The sequence below is a fragment of the Pseudomonas sp. genome (assembly GCF_050739775.1).
Taxonomy (GTDB): Bacteria; Pseudomonadota; Gammaproteobacteria; order Pseudomonadales; family Pseudomonadaceae; genus Aquipseudomonas.
Genome location: NZ_JBOICA010000048.1, coordinates 21,726 through 36,419 on the forward strand (window position 1 = coordinate 21,726; position 14,694 = coordinate 36,419).

General features: G+C 57.9%; 11 protein-coding genes and 1 pseudogene. 4 read left to right on the plus strand and 8 right to left on the minus strand.

The genetic code is table 11. The annotated features are described in order from the left end of the window. Nucleotide 1: 1 nt before the first annotated feature. From ACRESH_RS20925 to ACRESH_RS20935, 3 genes are all read right to left on the minus strand, one after another. A complete protein-coding gene (locus tag ACRESH_RS20925; protein ID WP_431743761.1) occupies nt 2-607 on the minus strand; it encodes a hypothetical protein in 606 nt (201 codons plus the stop codon). Then, nucleotides 604-1,902, minus strand: coding sequence for a sialidase family protein (locus tag ACRESH_RS20930; protein WP_431743762.1), 1,299 nt, complete (start codon nt 1,900-1,902; stop codon nt 604-606). Before ACRESH_RS20930 ends, ACRESH_RS20925 begins: the two co-directional genes overlap by 4 nt. Nucleotides 1,903-2,185: 283 nt before the next feature. Then, nucleotides 2,186-2,611: a DUF1810 domain-containing protein gene (locus tag ACRESH_RS20935; protein WP_431743763.1), complete on the minus strand. Its 426-nt coding sequence runs from the start codon at nt 2,609-2,611 to the stop codon at nt 2,186-2,188. 516 nt (nt 2,612-3,127) lie between these two features. On the opposite strand from ACRESH_RS20935, the gene ACRESH_RS20940 reads away from it, so the two are divergent. Continuing rightward, nucleotides 3,128-3,745 (plus strand): hypothetical protein, encoded by a 618-nt coding sequence (locus ACRESH_RS20940; protein WP_431743771.1) that lies wholly within the window; start codon nt 3,128-3,130, stop codon nt 3,743-3,745. A 118-nt stretch (nt 3,746-3,863) separates the two neighbouring features. On the opposite strand, the gene makE is transcribed toward ACRESH_RS20940, so the two are convergent. The 4 genes from makE to ACRESH_RS20960 form a co-directional block, all read right to left on the minus strand. After that, nucleotides 3,864-4,925: an alpha-pore-forming cytotoxin subunit MakE gene (gene makE, locus ACRESH_RS20945; protein ID WP_431743764.1), complete on the minus strand. Its 1,062-nt coding sequence runs from the start codon at nt 4,923-4,925 to the stop codon at nt 3,864-3,866. Between the two features lie 84 nt (nt 4,926-5,009). Continuing rightward, nucleotides 5,010-5,474, minus strand: a complete 465-nt coding sequence (locus ACRESH_RS20950) for a hypothetical protein (protein ID WP_431743765.1) — start codon at nt 5,472-5,474, stop codon at nt 5,010-5,012. 269 nt (nt 5,475-5,743) lie between these two features. Next, nucleotides 5,744-10,672, minus strand: coding sequence for a hypothetical protein (locus ACRESH_RS20955; protein WP_431743766.1), 4,929 nt, complete (start codon nt 10,670-10,672; stop codon nt 5,744-5,746). Between the two features lie 373 nt (nt 10,673-11,045). Next, the gene (locus ACRESH_RS20960) at nt 11,046-11,237 is read right to left on the minus strand and encodes a hypothetical protein (RefSeq protein ID WP_431743767.1); all 192 of its coding nucleotides are present in this window, start codon (nt 11,235-11,237) and stop codon (nt 11,046-11,048) included. 102 nt (nt 11,238-11,339) lie between these two features. On the opposite strand from ACRESH_RS20960, the gene ACRESH_RS20965 reads away from it, so the two are divergent. Continuing rightward, the gene (locus ACRESH_RS20965; RefSeq protein WP_431743768.1) at nt 11,340-12,146 is read left to right on the plus strand and encodes an AraC family transcriptional regulator; all 807 of its coding nucleotides are present in this window, start codon (nt 11,340-11,342) and stop codon (nt 12,144-12,146) included. On the opposite strand, the pseudogene ACRESH_RS20970 reads toward ACRESH_RS20965, so the two are convergent. Further along, a pseudogene (locus tag ACRESH_RS20970) lies at nt 12,098-12,295 on the minus strand (LysE family translocator); the annotation flags it as partial. The gene ACRESH_RS20965 and the pseudogene ACRESH_RS20970 overlap by 49 nt on opposite strands. A 426-nt stretch (nt 12,296-12,721) precedes the next feature. Between ACRESH_RS20970 and ACRESH_RS20975 the strand changes: the two are divergent. Further along, complete coding sequence (locus tag ACRESH_RS20975; protein ID WP_431743769.1) at nt 12,722-13,387, plus strand: dTMP kinase; 666 nt, start codon at nt 12,722-12,724, stop codon at nt 13,385-13,387. Nucleotides 13,388-13,816: 429 nt separating this feature from the next. Then, nucleotides 13,817-14,575, plus strand: a complete 759-nt coding sequence (locus ACRESH_RS20980) for a hypothetical protein (RefSeq protein WP_431743770.1) — start codon at nt 13,817-13,819, stop codon at nt 14,573-14,575. The last annotated feature ends 119 nt before the right edge of the window (nt 14,576-14,694 follow it).

Below are 14,694 nucleotides of genomic sequence, written 5' to 3' on the forward strand. Positions count from 1 at the left end.
ATCAGGCGCCTTTCTCTGAGCCACGTAGCGTGTTTAGCCAACCCTGCGCCCAGCGCAGCGCAAACATCAGCAGTGCCGCGCAGCAATACAGGCCCAGCAGCGGATCAATCAGGTAATCCCAATAGTTATGCGAAGGTTTTACCCCGGCGATGAAAGCCAGGGTGGCACTGGCCAGCATCACCACTGTCAGGTAGCTGCGCAGGTAAAACAGGCCAGCCGTCAGCAGTGCGACGACGATCAGCATCGGGCGCGGGCTGAAGCCAAACCGGTAAGGGTCCAGATAGCTCAAGCCCAGCGTTGCCGGATAGAGCACCAGCGCCATCGCGGCGAAGACGATCAATACCCAGGTTGTACCTTGCTGCGCAGGTGCCAGGAAACCCAGCCGACGCAAACAGCCCCACAGCATGAACACCAATGTCGTGACCGCAAGGTCGTCAATGTGGCTGCGCAAGTACGCGGCCAACGACAAGCCATCCAGTGGTATAAAGCTGGCTGCCAGCAAGGCGAGCAACAGCGCGATCCGCGCGGCCCTCTTCAAGCCAGAAGAAGGCAGCAACAGGAAGATGATCAGTGTGAAGCTGATATGGGCTTGCCACAGGCTGATCATTTGGCACGCTCCGCCAGCCACGCATCGTTGAAGGTGACGTGCTTGATAAAGGTGTTGTTCCAGGAATAAACCAAGTGATACATGCCGTCAGGGCTTCGGATGAAGTACGGGTATTCATACTCGAAACTGCAGCCTTGCTCGCTACAGACCCGAGTGTCGAGGTGGTTCAGGAACTGCGCCTCCAGCGGTTGGCGAAGTGCGCCACTGGATCCGCGAAACTCTTTACTGATGATTTCCTTGTAAGCCTCGGGTGAAAACGCATCGCCCTCTGGATCAGGTGATTTGTCGAGGTCCAGCAGCGAGCGCCACTCGTCCATTTTTGCATCGGTACCGTAAAGACTCAGTTTGAAGCGTCCGTCCTGCAAGTCATTGAGCGCTACCAGCAAGCCATGCTCGGGGGTCGCGACGGCCGCCAACGAGGAATTCGGATTCGAGGGGTCGAGCGGATAAGGTTCGCTCCAGGTTTGCCCGGCGTCTTCTGTGCGGGTCGCCAGTACCCGATGGTGGGTGTTGCCGGCATAGCGCAGCAAGGCGATACCACGTTGCTCATCCAGGGGAACGACCGTGGGTTGCAATGAATTTTTGCCACGGCTGATGCGGAATTTATCGATTACATCACCGTCTGCGCTCAGGTACAGGTACTCGGAAAACTTGCCCAGAAATTCGTGGTAGACCGGTAGGCCGATGGAGCCGTCGGCATGAAACACTGGGGCCGAACGTACGAGGGTGCTGATATTCAGAAAGGGGGAGGTGATCAATTGGCGTGGCGCTGACCACTGTCGGCCATAGTCGTCAGAGACCATCACATTGACTGCACTTCCGGCCCAGCCGCCCATGGACACCGACACGTAGAACAACCAGAGGCGGTTGTCCGGTGCGAGCGCGACGACCGGATTGCCCAGTTTGCGGATGTATTTTCGAGTGCCCTGTTGGGTCGAGTCCCGAGTCGCCAATACCTGTTCCGCACCCCATTCGCCAGTTTTCGCGTCGAAGCGGGCAGAGCGCACCTGCACGTCGGCTGCGCCTTCGCGAGTGCCGGCGAACCAGACCGCCATCAAGCTGCCGTCAGGCAAGGCGGTTACCGCAGAAGAGTGCACGAAGTCCACTAGCCCGGATGAGGCAAAACGACTGGCATACGTGGGTTTGGCGACTTGGTCGGTCTCAGCCCGCAGCGGAGTCATCAGGGCAAAGGAAGAATGCACCGGAGCAGGATGGGTGAACCATGCGGCCGCAAACAGGCAGAAAAGGGCAGCGTAAGCCCCGAAGACAGGGAAGCTGGGCAGTTGGATGCGCATAGTTATTGTTGTGCATCTAATAGGCAGGTCAGGCAGCCTAACCTATCACCATTAGTTGCAGATTCGCTTTCAAGCCAGCCGCAATTTTGTAACTAAATGTTTTTAGCGTTTCATTCGCCCGTCCGTGTAGTCAAGACTCCTTTTCGATCAACAGCTTGCAGCCTTTACCTAGCGTCAGACCGTTAATCGAAAAATTGACGCTTTTGTAGGGGTAGCGGAAGAGGGCAGGCGCAGCTGACACGCCCCCAGTCTTTGCCCTGTAGGCTGGCAGATCGCGCCGAACTTATCTTCTTAGCAGCTGCAATGTCATGGGATCGGGTTGCGCATCGAAGAGCTTGTCGAGGGCTTCTTTGAACAATGGATGATCAGGTTCGAGGCTTGCGAATAATGTGAGGCAGGAGCGCAGCTTCAGGTCGTCGGGGTAACCGAGGATTTGCCGTGCAGATTTGTCGGTGTGCTGCAGGACACTGGCGACACATAGCTCCAAGCGTGGCCGCAGAACCTCATGGCGCAGATACGCGCGGGCTTCGTCAGCGCTGCGCAGGGCGTAACGTTCGGCGGTTTCGCTGTGACCCAGGCCTTGTAATTGAGGAAAGATGAACCAGATCCAGTGGCTGGTTTTGCGCCCGGTACGGAGTTCATCCAGGACCCGGGTGAAGATTGGCTCCTGGGCTTCGACAAAACGTTGGAGATTGAAGGGGTCTGGCATGGTGTTTCTCGCGAGAGAGGTCGGGACCTGAGAACATAGCCGAAGTATTGCATATGACCGAATGGCGAGCAGTGACTACACAGGTTACAGCGCAATGCGCAAGTATCCATAGGTGTAGAGCATGGCACCGCCTGTCGGTGGTTTTGCCCGATCAATGAACGATCGGAAAATACAGGCCTCATATTTTCCAGCAGGCCGGTCCTCAGTGATCACGCCGTGCGCTCCCTAGTAAAAGATGGACATTCAACCTCATCTGCATTGTATGGAATGCATTTGGGGATTTTTTTACCTGAGACTTGGAGTAACGATATGCCCTCGTCAATGACTCGCTGGGCGAGTCGCTGCGTTCTTGAAATGCCAGATTATTGATTTGGTCTGTTTATGTGAGCTTGATCCTGCAGTTGCGAGCAAGTCGTTATCGCGCCTGTTACAAGATCATTTTGCACTAACGCATTACGTGGAGAAGTAGTCGTGGAGATTAATACAATTATCAGCCTGTTCGGGCAGAAAGAATCCATGGAGCTTTTGCGGTTGGCGGTTGTTTATGTTCATCTATTAGCCTGTTGTGTCGCCGTCGGCCTGGTGTTTGCCAGCGATGCGGCAATGGTCAAGGATTTGTTGAAAGGTCGTGTGACGGCGGGGCACAATAACGACGATATGGCGAGTTTGCAGAAGTCTGTTGCCAATGCGTTGATGTTTTTATGGATTACCGGGGCCGCGGTAATAGGCATTGATTACCTTGATAAAGGAATGGCCTATTTTGCCAATCCGAAACTTCAAGCCAAAGTCATTATTGTGTTGTTGCTGACATTCAACGGTATGTTGTTGCATCGCCATGTATTGCCTGCATTGCTGAAGGCCGGATCGCTGCTCGATCTCCAGGTGGGTGTGCGGATGTTTGCCCTGTTCTCCGGAGCGCTGTCGGGCGTGTCCTGGCTGTATGCCGCCATGCTTGGTGTCGGTCGGCCACTGGCCTGGAAGTACTCGCTCACCGAGTTGCTGATGGCGTATCCGGTGTTGATCGTGCTCGGGTTTGCGTTGATGCTGGCATTGACCCAGTGGGCACGTAGCCGGAGCATGACAGTAGCGGCTCAGGAGACTCCATGGCTGTTTGCGGGAATTCATGCGCGGTAAGCTGACGAAAAGAATGGAAAAGACAGGTGAAACCTTTCGAACCTGTCAAACTTCAGCCCCCCCTTCCAGCGAGGGGGGGTTGTGTCGATTTCTTGGCAAGTCCGACGACCGCTGTGTCTCACTGGCCGATGGCGACTCGGTTCGGAACCGGAGCGTTGTTGTCCTGCATCGACTCGACGAAGTCCTCGACCGCACGCCAGCTGTTGCACGCGGCATCGAACCACACCTGGGCGACGATGGCCTGCTGTGCATCGTGGGCCTGGGCCACGTCGTTCGCGGCCCCAGTGATCTCGCCCGCAAGCACCGACCAGGTGACTTTCAGCGAATCCAGTGCCGTGTCGATGGCGTTGATGTCGTTGAGGGCCATCGACAGGCTCATGGTCAGGCCGTTGAGTGTCGCCACCTGTTGCTGATCGCTGGACAAGGTCTGCTGGTCAGAAGTGATCGTCGCCTGGTACTGGGTGATGGTCGCTTGTAGTGAGTCGATTTTTTCCTGCGCCTGCGCCACGGTGGCGACACCAATGCCGGCCAGGATCAGTGATACCCCGCCAGTGAAAGGGGTCAGCAGCACACCGAAGACCGTTTCGACGAAACCACGGGTTTTCTGCGCCTGGGCCTTGGCAATGGCGTCGCGGTCCACCTGGACCTGCTGTTGCAGCTGCTGGATCTGCGCGTTGATGGTAGAGATCTGTTGCTGGATATCGGCCTCCTGGGCCTGGATCTGGGCAATGCTCGTGTTCATGTTGGCGTACGGTACGCCCAGCTTGCGCTCGAAATCAGTGAGCCTCGAGGTGTAGCCATTGATGGCCTCGACCATGCCCTGGACCGGCGTATCCAGTGCATCGAGCTGGGCGGCGATACGCGCTTGCATGCTGCTGTCGAACTGCGCCTGCAATTGCCGGAACAGCGCGTCGATCCCAGGTTGCGCGGCGAGGAATGCCTTGGCGCAGGCATCAATCTGGCCGAGGATCTCGTCCTGGAAATAGCGGTAACCGTTCTGCCGCCAGCCGACGACCAGGTCCTGCGCCTGGCCCAGTTCCTGATCGAGGACCGGGTACCAAGGGGAGTCCGAGGGCGCGATCGAGACCTCGATCAGGGCCTGGCACGAAGCGTTGAGCAGCAGCATCGAGCCGATCGAGTCGCTGATCTGCTGGTTGGTCTGAGAAGCATCGAAAGCCATGGGGAACGTCCTGTAAAGGGTCATGGTGCCCAACAGTGGCCATTTCGGGGCCGCACAGCACCCCGAAACGGACCGGCTGGAGGATCAGGCGGACATCGGCAAGGTCTGCGCCTGGATTTCGATCTTGGCGTTGACCAGGCTGTTGGCGGTGTCCATCGCCGTAGCCCACTCTGTCTGCGCGGCCTTGGTGAACACACCCTGGACGATGGTCGAGATGGCCTGATCGGCTGACTGCAGGCTCGCTACCACGCCCTGCAACTCACCCTGGAACGTGCCCCACTGGGTCTGCAGCTTGGACAGGCTCTGGGTCGCCAGCTCGATGCTGGAGACGGCATTGCTGGACGCCAGCTGCAAGCCCTGCAAGGCGACCAACTGGCGCTGGTCGTCGGCCAGCTCCTGCTGATCCTTGGCGATGTCGTCGAACTGTTCGTTGATCTTATGCTGCATCACACCCCAGGTCACGCTGCCGCCGATGATGCCCGCGGCGCCGATGCCACCGCCGATGAGCAAACTGGCCCCGCCGGTTTCCGGCGCCAGGGCAATGCCCACAACCAGTGCGAAGATGCCAAATATGAATCGCCCTGGGTTGCTGGCCGGCAGGGTCAGGGTGTCATCCTGCGCCCATGGCCATGTGTATTGGCGAGGCTCGAACGGAAAATGCCGGATATGGCGCGTGCGGATTCTACATCTTTTGAAATATCTGAGTAGAGGCTTTCAAAAAATTGCAAATCTGAATGAGTGCATTCGTATGGATGGTCGCCGCCCTGACCAGGGCAGCCTTGACGGCAACGCCCACAAGCGGGCGTTGCCGTCAAGGCTCAGGTCCGGGAAGTGGTGGGTGGATGCAGAGCTTCGGCGATGGTCCCGAATACGATCAGGTCGCCCGGCACGTAGGCAGAGCTGAACTTGATGATGTCGTTTTCGGGAAACAACAGGTTCTCCAAGGCGAACAGGGATACGTCGGAAAAGTTGACATTCAGCGCGTTGGCGATTGCCCCTGGCAACTGTGCCCGCAATTGATCGAGGAAGGCGCTTTGCATGTTGCGATCGGAGCAGGCGCCCGACTCTGACAGGTGGCCGTTGACCTGCACATCCCTGGACTGCAGCGCGATGCGGATCTGCTGGTTCCTGTCATCGCCTGTCACCGTCACGGGTAACAGGGCGTTAAGGTCGATGGTCACCTCGAGGCTGTGGTTGACCCACTGGTTTTCACACCAGGAACTGGTCGATCCAATGTAGCGATGGCACACCTGCTGGCTGTACTGAAAGCTGCGGGTGCTGACATTGGAGTAGCTGATGCCCAATTCGTACGCCGCGTTGCGAGTCAGGCGCATGCCGCCGAAGTCGATCTGCACCTTGTTCGAGTCGGCGCCGAGGCGGATATCCGAGTTGCCGGAGTCGAAACTGACCGGTAGCAGGCCGTGGCTGAAGTTGCCGGACCAGGCAGTGTAGTCGTTGCCCGGGTTGATCCCGGCCAGTTGCAGAAAACTTCCACCATTTTGCAGGCTCTGGGGCAGCAGCTTGTCGTAGGCGATCCTGGAGCTGATGATCAGACTGCAATCATCGCCGCTGGGAACGGGCTCGTGGACGTCGAGCGACAGTGTGTTCTGTGCCTTGCCGTCGGTCGTGATGAACAGTTGCAACAGATCCAGGCCGGAATTGGTGCGCGTCACCGCGAACTGGAAACCACGCGGGTTCAATGCGTCGTAGGTGGCATAGGGACGGGTATCCAGAGCACCCAGTTGGTAACGCACCTCCCGGCCGGCGAACCATTGGCCGAGGTAACTGTTGAACATCGGGTTGGTGGTGTTGATTTCGAAGTTGTCGATGCTGAACGCCCCCTTGGAGAGATCGGCCACCACCTGATGGATGTCGGACAACAGGCTGCCCTGGACCTTGGCCAGCGCCACCCTCGCTTTGATGAAGGTCGGTTTGCGCTGGCAGATTTCGACGCCGGTATCGGGGTTGGTTTCGCAGTGAATGGTGATGTCCGGTATGTCTTCGAGCGGCGTTATGATCGAATGGTCCGGGCCAGTGGCAACCACGGATTGATAGGTGCCAGCGAGCACCTCCATGGTGACCTCCGCATACTGGCTGTTGTTGTTCATGAAACTGATCTTCGGCGCCCCCAGGGTCATGGAAAACAGAGTTCGCATGATCGTATCGGAGCCCGTTTCATAGGGGGCGTCCGGGTCCGTCACCGGGGTGGGGGGAGTCTTGCGTTTGGTGTTGTAGTCGAACCCCACCAGTGGAATCTGCCGAACGAAATCCGGGTTGCACGCGCGGTCGGCGTATTGCTGTTCGAGCAGTTTGTTGATTTTATCTTCCGTCAGGCTCAGGACCACATCCCAACCCTTCGTCACGGAGCGTCCGGCCATGTTGTCGAGGGTGCTCTGGCGGCTGATGGCGGCCTCGAGCGTGACGAATTGCTCCGGCGCGTTGTCCCGGGAGAGCAGACGAGCCTCCAGTGCCGGACTGTCGTTGAGTTGCGCGACGATTTGAAAGCTCAACCGCAGGTTGACGCTGTGCCCGGTGAACGCCAGTCCTTTGTTCGAGGCGACCTGGGGAAATGACACTTCCCAGGTGGAAAACGGTGTTATCCGACTGATCTGATCGACCGCCGGCGCTGCACCGCCGAACACCACAGTGCCGGTTTGCAGATCGGTGAGAAACTCCAGCTGGCGCGAGACCGCATTGAACGTCATCGGCCTGCGCTCTTGATCGCGATCCTCGAAGGGGCTGCCCAGGTACAACAGGCGGCTGATGGTCGAGCCACTATCGCTGGCCGACACCCCTTCCACATGTAAGGTCACGTCCTTGACCCGCATCATGGTGAAGGGCGAGAACTCCCGGGCCGACAAGGCAATCCTGAAGCGGTAAACCGAACCGTTGATCAGGCTGTCGACCGGCACGCCTTCCACCACATAGTCGATCGGCCTGGCCAGCAATTGCGGTGGCGGGGAAAGCGACTCCAGGGCCCTGATGGTCTGCAGGTGCTGCCGGACGATGGCCAGCTTCAACCCGGCGATGTCCAGCGACGGCAGTTTCAGCGGCTGTTGTTGATATTCGTATTGCAGTGACTGGTCCTGGAGCAGCAGGGTGCTGGCCAGGGTCAGCGCCATTTGTTGCTGCTGCATCTGCAGTTCGGCGCTCAGGCCGGGCAGGTCGATGCCTTCCAACACCCGCGGGCTGATCTGGGCGAGCTTGAAATCGGCCACCATGGCCTGCAGACGAGCGGCCTGGTCCTGGTTGATCTTTTGCCGTTGCAGGTTGAGAAACCGGTCGGCAATCAGCTTTTTGGCATTGGCCGTAGCGTTCAAGCGTGCCTGGGCACGCAGCACGAGAATGTCGAACGCCGTCTCCAGCGCGTCTTTCTCCACCACCGAAGGCCCGCTCGCCAGGGCGAGTTTCATGTTGTAACCAAACTCGCTCCATTCCAGCGTGCTGATCGGCGTGTCGTCTCCGCCCTCGATGGATTCCATGGCCTGTTGGGCTGAAACGATGCTGTCGATCCCGCCCTTGAGGCATTGCACGACCTTGTTGATGACCGCGATGGATTTGACCAGTTTCTGCACTTTCTTTGCCGTTTCGCCCAGGCCGGTGACCCCGTCCTTGCCAGGAGTGACGGGCGTGATGACGGTGTAACCGGCCTTGAACAGGTTGAGGCAGAGGTTGAGCGAGAAGCCGACGATCTCGCGGCTCTGCCAGTCGGCTACCGCGCTCTGGTAATGTTCGACTGCCTGGTTGACCGCCATCTGCTGCGCGGAGAACAACTGGTCCAGTTCGCGCAACGAGGCCGCCGTGCTGGCGATGGCCTGGTCATCCTGCTCGACGATGGCGGAATGCAGTCCGGCCAGCTCATCCTGCTGACGGGCACTGGTGGTGATGTAATCGGCCAGCAGCCTGCCGCTGGCGACAACGTTGGCGTTGAGCTGGGTCGCGACATCCATGACGCGCTCCAGTTGCTGACGCTCCCTGATCCGCGCCTGGTAATCCTGGATGGTCCTGGAAATATCGTCGCCGACTCTGATGAGCGACTGCACCAGCTCGCGGTAGGCGTTATAGCGCAGGTAGGGCACACGCCGGGAAGCATCGGTCAGGATGCCGCAGGCGCGGGACTGGTATAGCGCCGACAGACGCAGGCTTGCCAATTCCTCGTCGCGGGTGTCGCCGGGGATGACCGTAACCAGCCACTCGAACAACGACTGGATGCGCTCGCGAACACCTTCCGCCGGGGCGACCTGTTCGACCTGCCAAAGCGCCTGCGCCGAAACCATCGCGAACTCCAGGCCGCGCCGCAAGGCGGGCAGGGCAGAGGATGGAGGAGGCGTGCAGACATCACGTCCGGCGGTTACCCGGTAGTGACCGCTGGCTTCGTCGGGCACAAGGTCGTAGCGTACGCCGTCGACGATCAGGGTCCGTTGCTTGCCCGAGGCGCTTTTTACCTGCAATGCGCCACGAAACTCCTGGCACCACAGTTGTTCCTCGGTAAACGCCTGATCGGCGAGGGTGAGGCAGGGCACGCCAACCCCCAGCTTCGAAGCGTTGATCTTGAAGGCCAGCAGTGCCACGGTCCGGCCGGGGATATGGCAGTCGGAATCGATGGTCAGCAGATTGCTGACCACATTGAGATCCTCGATCGAGTCGCTGGCCACCAGTTGCATCCGGGCCGGCGTGAAGCAGCGACGGAACAGCCGGACACGCGGGCTGGCGATGGTAGACAGCAGATCTTCCTCGCCAGCGTAGAGGCGGGAGTCCAGCGAGTCCGCCGGCGGATTGAAGCTGAGCGCGATCGCATCGCCATACTTGCGGGACAGGGCTGCCAGGTAGATGTGCCGCCAGGTCAGCTTGCGGTAGTGCTCGATGAACAACCCCAGCGAACTGAGCTCCACCGCAATCGGCACGACACGGGTGAACGACTCGAGGTCCACCGTCTGCTCCAGGTACGGCGCCAGGATGCTGTCGCCAACGACCCAATCCGTGGTGCGCCATTGACCCGAGGCCACCGAAGCGGCGAAGGCGGGATCCTGGCTCAGGATGGACAGCGGGCTGTACTGCTCGACGAAACCGAACTGACCTTGGCGAGGGCGACTGAAATAACGGAATCCGAATGCCGCCCAAGGCCCTGAGAACGACTCAGGACTGGCCTTCAGGGCTTGCTGAAGTTCGCTGAAACGTTCGCGGTCATAGGACAAGACCTGATAAATGACATCGCCGCTCCAGACCCGGGAAACGTAATGGGTTCCCCATTTGTGTTGGCACTCGAGGTATTGGCGGGTGATCGCCGTGTCCGCGACGGCGCGGCTTGGGCCCAGGCATGGGCGCAAATGGGCGACGTTGCGGTCGAAGGCGGGCGCCACCATCTCCTCGCGGTCGGCAAAACCGAATACGCCACGCTGCTGTGAGTCGTGGGTCACGCTCCCTGCGGTGCGCCTGATGGCCAGTAAGGCATAGCGCCGGTCCGCGAGGCTGAAGTCCATATCGAAGCGGCTGCCGAGCGTCTTCAACACTTGCGCCCGGTCGGCATCGCGCAACAGCAGCGCGCCGGCGCCGATCGATTGGCCGGGCGCCTCATTGGACTCGAAGCGGATACGGATATCGAACAGTTTCGAGAACAGCGACTCGGCGCTGTCATGCAAGGTCACTTCAAGAGGCTGCCATTGATCAAGTTCCTGGTCGATGGCGGCGTTCGCGGTGGCGATGGGTTGTTCGTCGGGTTGAAAGAAGGGATTCGCGGTGGCCGGCATGTCGGGCCGCAGTCCGAGGGTGAGATTGACGGCACTGCCTAAAGTCCAAGAATATCCGTATTCCATGGTATCTCCGTTGCTGCTGTATCGAGGAATTGGAGTGCCTGTATTAGCCCAGGCTAAGGCAATATGCCACCATTATTAATTGGCGCTGATTCCATGGCGCTTAAGTATGCCGAACTAAGTGTAAGGGTCGTCGAATAACCAGGGGCTCAGCCTTGGTTATCGCGCCTTATAAGCGCACCTCACCCGTAACGTCCAACAAGTGCCGTCGCGCCATCCACAGATTCGACAGTTTGCCCAGGCTGATCAGTTCCTCGGACCTGGCGTGCATTCCGTTGGGCAAGCGCACGGCGGGATGCACTGCTTCGCCCTATTTTGGGGCGTCAACGCCGACCACTGCACAATTGTCGACCGCCCGACGCGAGGACAGCACCACCTCGACGTCGCAGGGGTACACATTGACGCCGCCAGTAATCATCACATCGTGCAGGCGATCACACAGGAACAGAACCCCGCGCTCGTCGAAACCATCCACCACGCAGGCGAACAGCTTGGTTGGCATGCATCCTGCCTCGCGGTTCAGTTGTTCGATGTCATTTCAGTTGGCATCGACCGCCGTTTGAGGATGTGACAGGCACATCCTTTCCTGCAAGGAGGCAGGCCGATGACCTTGGTAATGGAAAATCTGACCCGCTTTGAGCGTATTGAATGCTCGAGGGTCACTGCCAGTGGTGCCCGCTACCCTAAGCATACTCATGAAGAATATGTGATCAGCGCGAACCTCAGCGGGGTGGAGCGGATCTGGTATAACGGCAGGCAGCAAGAGGTGTCATCGGGCGAGGTAACGCTTTATAACCCGATGACCGTGCAGGCGTCGGAGTTCTGCTGGGAGGGCGCACAGTTCATCAGCGTGCATCTGGATGGCCAGCAGGTGCGCAGCATTCTCGACCAGACCACGAGCATCAATGGCCTGCCCACGTTCCAGGAGGGCATGATCCACGATAGCGCTCTGTTCCGTTCGATCCTCGACCTGTATGGGCACCTGGGCTCCAGCGGCCGTGACGAGGCGTTGCTGGTGCTGTTCAGTGAGCTGGCGCGTTTTCGGACCACGCCAGACACCGCCGGCGAGCAATTACGGGTGGCGCAATTGATCAGTTTCATGAAGGCCAATTTGTACGAAGCGATCGAGCTTGAAGACCTGTGCGCCGAAGCCAATCTGTCCAGGTTCCATCTGGTGCGAAGCTTCAAGACCCTGAAAAACCTTCCCCCTATGCAATATTTCAAGCAGTTGCGCCTGATCGAAGCGCGCCGGCGTCTGCGCCTTGGCGACGCGGCGGCACGCATCGCCGTCGACCTGGGTTTCTTCGACCAGGCCCACCTGAGCAATGCGTTCCGCAAAGTGATGGGCGCCTCGCCGTCGAGCTACAGCTCAATGTTTGGCGCAGTCGGGTTGCCCACAAACTCGGCATAGCCGGTCACCACCACATAGACAGCGAAGTAAGCAAAGATCAACGCCGAAGCGATATAGGTGTACCTGATCAGATTTTGCCCCAACAGCCGTCCACCATGGGACGCCAGCAGGCACAGGATAAAAGCCCAGAACACCCCGGCGGCTAAAAAACAGCGGCCAAACGGGTAGCGATGCACTTTTTCAGTTCATCCTCCACGCGCTGTTCGGGATCGCTGCAGCCTTGTACGCTGCGCAATGCATCTACCTGCATCAGGATGTTGCCGATCTGTTCAATCAGGGCGGGGGGAGGGTGGTAGGCACGGGCAATTCAACCGTGCGAATGGCTTGCTGCCGACGAGGGGGCCAGAAAATCCTGTTCATTGTGGTACTCCTTGGAAAGAAGCCCATCAGAGCAGTTGGCCAACAGCGGCTATTGGAAAAAATTGCTCATTGCTCGAAATCGGGAGCCAGAAACTAGGTTAGAGTGTTCATCAATGTTTGTTCATAAGGGCCCTCCACTCGATTTGCGTAGTCGCGCCAAGCACTTCCAGCGAACGAACCGGGCAAAAAAACGTATGTCAATCGTTATTTGAAGAATGAATCGTCCGCTGTTTGTTTCTCTAGATGGGCCCAAGGGAACCGGCAAAACCACACTGTTGGAGGCCGTTACGAAAGTATTGAGGGCAGACAACAAAAAGGTGATCCGACTTTGCGAGAAAAAAAGCGATCCCTATAGGGGTGAAACAATGGCCCTCGTTAACAAACTCGTCAGAAATCCCACTCGGGATTTGGAGTTTGGGGTTTGTGAGCGCTTTGCTGATAGCCGTACTTGGATTTCCCAGCACGTGCTGGCTAAACAGCCACCAGGCAGCATCATCTTGATCGATCGCTGGTACCCGTCTGATGCCGCGTTTCGCCGGATAGTCCCGTTTGCAGAGATTCTACAGTTGAACATTGATCGAAACGTGCGAGTGCCAGACCTGCATGTCGGGGTTGTCACCGCCCCTGATATTTCATGGGCGAGGGCAGCGGCACGACCGCGTGGGCTGAGCAGTACTGTGATGCACAAGCTGGAAGAACATGTCGCTTGTACCAAGGCGTTCGAGCGAGCGGTTGCAGATCACGGCTGGGTTTTATGCCGTAATGAAGGAACGATCGAAGACGCAACGATGCAGGTGGTTTCTGAGATCTATAGAGCCCTTCGATGCCTCATAGGCGAAGTTCGCTGCGTCGGCCTTGATCAAGTTGTCAGCAGTCGTTAATGACCGACGGAGCGACCGATAATGACCCGATTTCTGCTGTCGGCGTCGTCGATAACCAGGGCTAAGCTCTGGTTATCATGCCTTCAGTGTGGTCAGTTGTGCCGTGTTCTTGGCCAGCCCACGGAAGCGGGTTTTCACATAACCGAACTGGCGCTTGATCACGCGAATATGACATGACCTCTCGTTTAACAGAGTCGGTCGTTTCGCTGGGTGTTGTGTTTCAGTTGATACCTTAGACGCCCGGTTTTCCTAGGTTTGTGAGTTTAATTCGTCGCCTACAATGAAAGAGCTATGTTGCTCGTCTAAGTCCGCACCCTGTTGCAAATAATTTGTTACACATCGAACGATCCAATGAGGCCGGAGATCCGCTTTTCACCTTTGAGCAAACTCAATTAAGCTCAGCAACAAAATTGAAAGAGACGCCAAAAAATGGAATTTCCCGGGTTAACTCGGCAGTTGCTAATTGACCCTGAGCTTTGGAGTATGACCCGATCAGGTGCGCGGGCCGGTCGGGGTTTTCGGTATCAGGACGCAGTAACCGCTTGGCTTGCCTCAGTGGCGTGGAGTGGCGAAGCCACTTGGACGCGACTCATCCCGGAAGGTGTCGACGACCTTACCTTACATGGACCTGAGCTTGAGTTTAGAGCCCAGCTCAAGGCCAGGCATGATCCTCAGGCTGTCTTCTCCCAATCTGAGACGGCAAAACACCTTGCCAAGAGCGCTAAGGATCTCCCGCTCGACTGGCGTGAATCCAATCGAGTGAGATTAGCATTGGTGCTAGAGCGACCGCTTGAGGGTATTCAACCTACAGGCTGGATAGTCACGCTTGCGGAAAGTGGCCAAGATCTGACGAAATTCGAAAAGCTTTTGGCAGAGGCCTTAGGGCAACCCGAGAATGGTGTGGTCGAGGCTTTACTAGTGCGCACCCACCTGGTGATCGAACCCGATCCGCTAGATCGTGGCTGCGCTGCCCTCACCAGTGCATCACTACCACCTGCGGGTGTGCGGCTAGTGCTCCAGCAACTTCGCGAGCAGGCTGGGAAAGCATCTGACTCCAACTACCTAGCATCGAGCGAAAAGCCAGAGACGTTGGACCGAAGCGACGTGCAAGAACGTATCGATGGAGTTCTAGGGATTATTGATCCTATCGGCTACGTTGCTTTGACAGCTGGCCTCGCAGAGATGTAAGCGGCCAGCGAACACACCTTCAGAATCCCCGTATTAAGGGCGATGGTGTCCGCCTATCTTTAAGCGGACGCGATCACCCTTATCGCCAGGATTCTCATGCGCCAACGAAGCTCTTATCC

Excerpts from the sequence above, each read along its gene's own strand:
- ACRESH_RS20925 (WP_431743761.1), bottom strand. The coding sequence starts at position 607 with ATGATCAGCCTGTGGCAAGCCCATATCAGCTTCACACTGATCATCTTC.
- ACRESH_RS20930 (WP_431743762.1), bottom strand. The coding sequence starts at position 1,902 with ATGCGCATCCAACTGCCCAGCTTCCCTGTCTTCGGGGCTTACGCTGCC.
- ACRESH_RS20935 (WP_431743763.1), bottom strand. The coding sequence starts at position 2,611 with ATGCCAGACCCCTTCAATCTCCAACGTTTTGTCGAAGCCCAGGAGCCA.
- ACRESH_RS20940 (WP_431743771.1), top strand. The coding sequence starts at position 3,128 with ATGGAGCTTTTGCGGTTGGCGGTTGTTTATGTTCATCTATTAGCCTGT.
- makE (WP_431743764.1), bottom strand. The coding sequence starts at position 4,925 with ATGGCTTTCGATGCTTCTCAGACCAACCAGCAGATCAGCGACTCGATC.
- ACRESH_RS20955 (WP_431743766.1), bottom strand. The coding sequence starts at position 10,672 with ATGCCGGCCACCGCGAATCCCTTCTTTCAACCCGACGAACAACCCATC.
- ACRESH_RS20960 (WP_431743767.1), bottom strand. The coding sequence starts at position 11,237 with ATGCCAACCAAGCTGTTCGCCTGCGTGGTGGATGGTTTCGACGAGCGC.
- ACRESH_RS20965 (WP_431743768.1), top strand. The coding sequence starts at position 11,340 with ATGACCTTGGTAATGGAAAATCTGACCCGCTTTGAGCGTATTGAATGC.
- ACRESH_RS20975 (WP_431743769.1), top strand. The coding sequence starts at position 12,722 with ATGAATCGTCCGCTGTTTGTTTCTCTAGATGGGCCCAAGGGAACCGGC.
- ACRESH_RS20980 (WP_431743770.1), top strand. The coding sequence starts at position 13,817 with ATGGAATTTCCCGGGTTAACTCGGCAGTTGCTAATTGACCCTGAGCTT.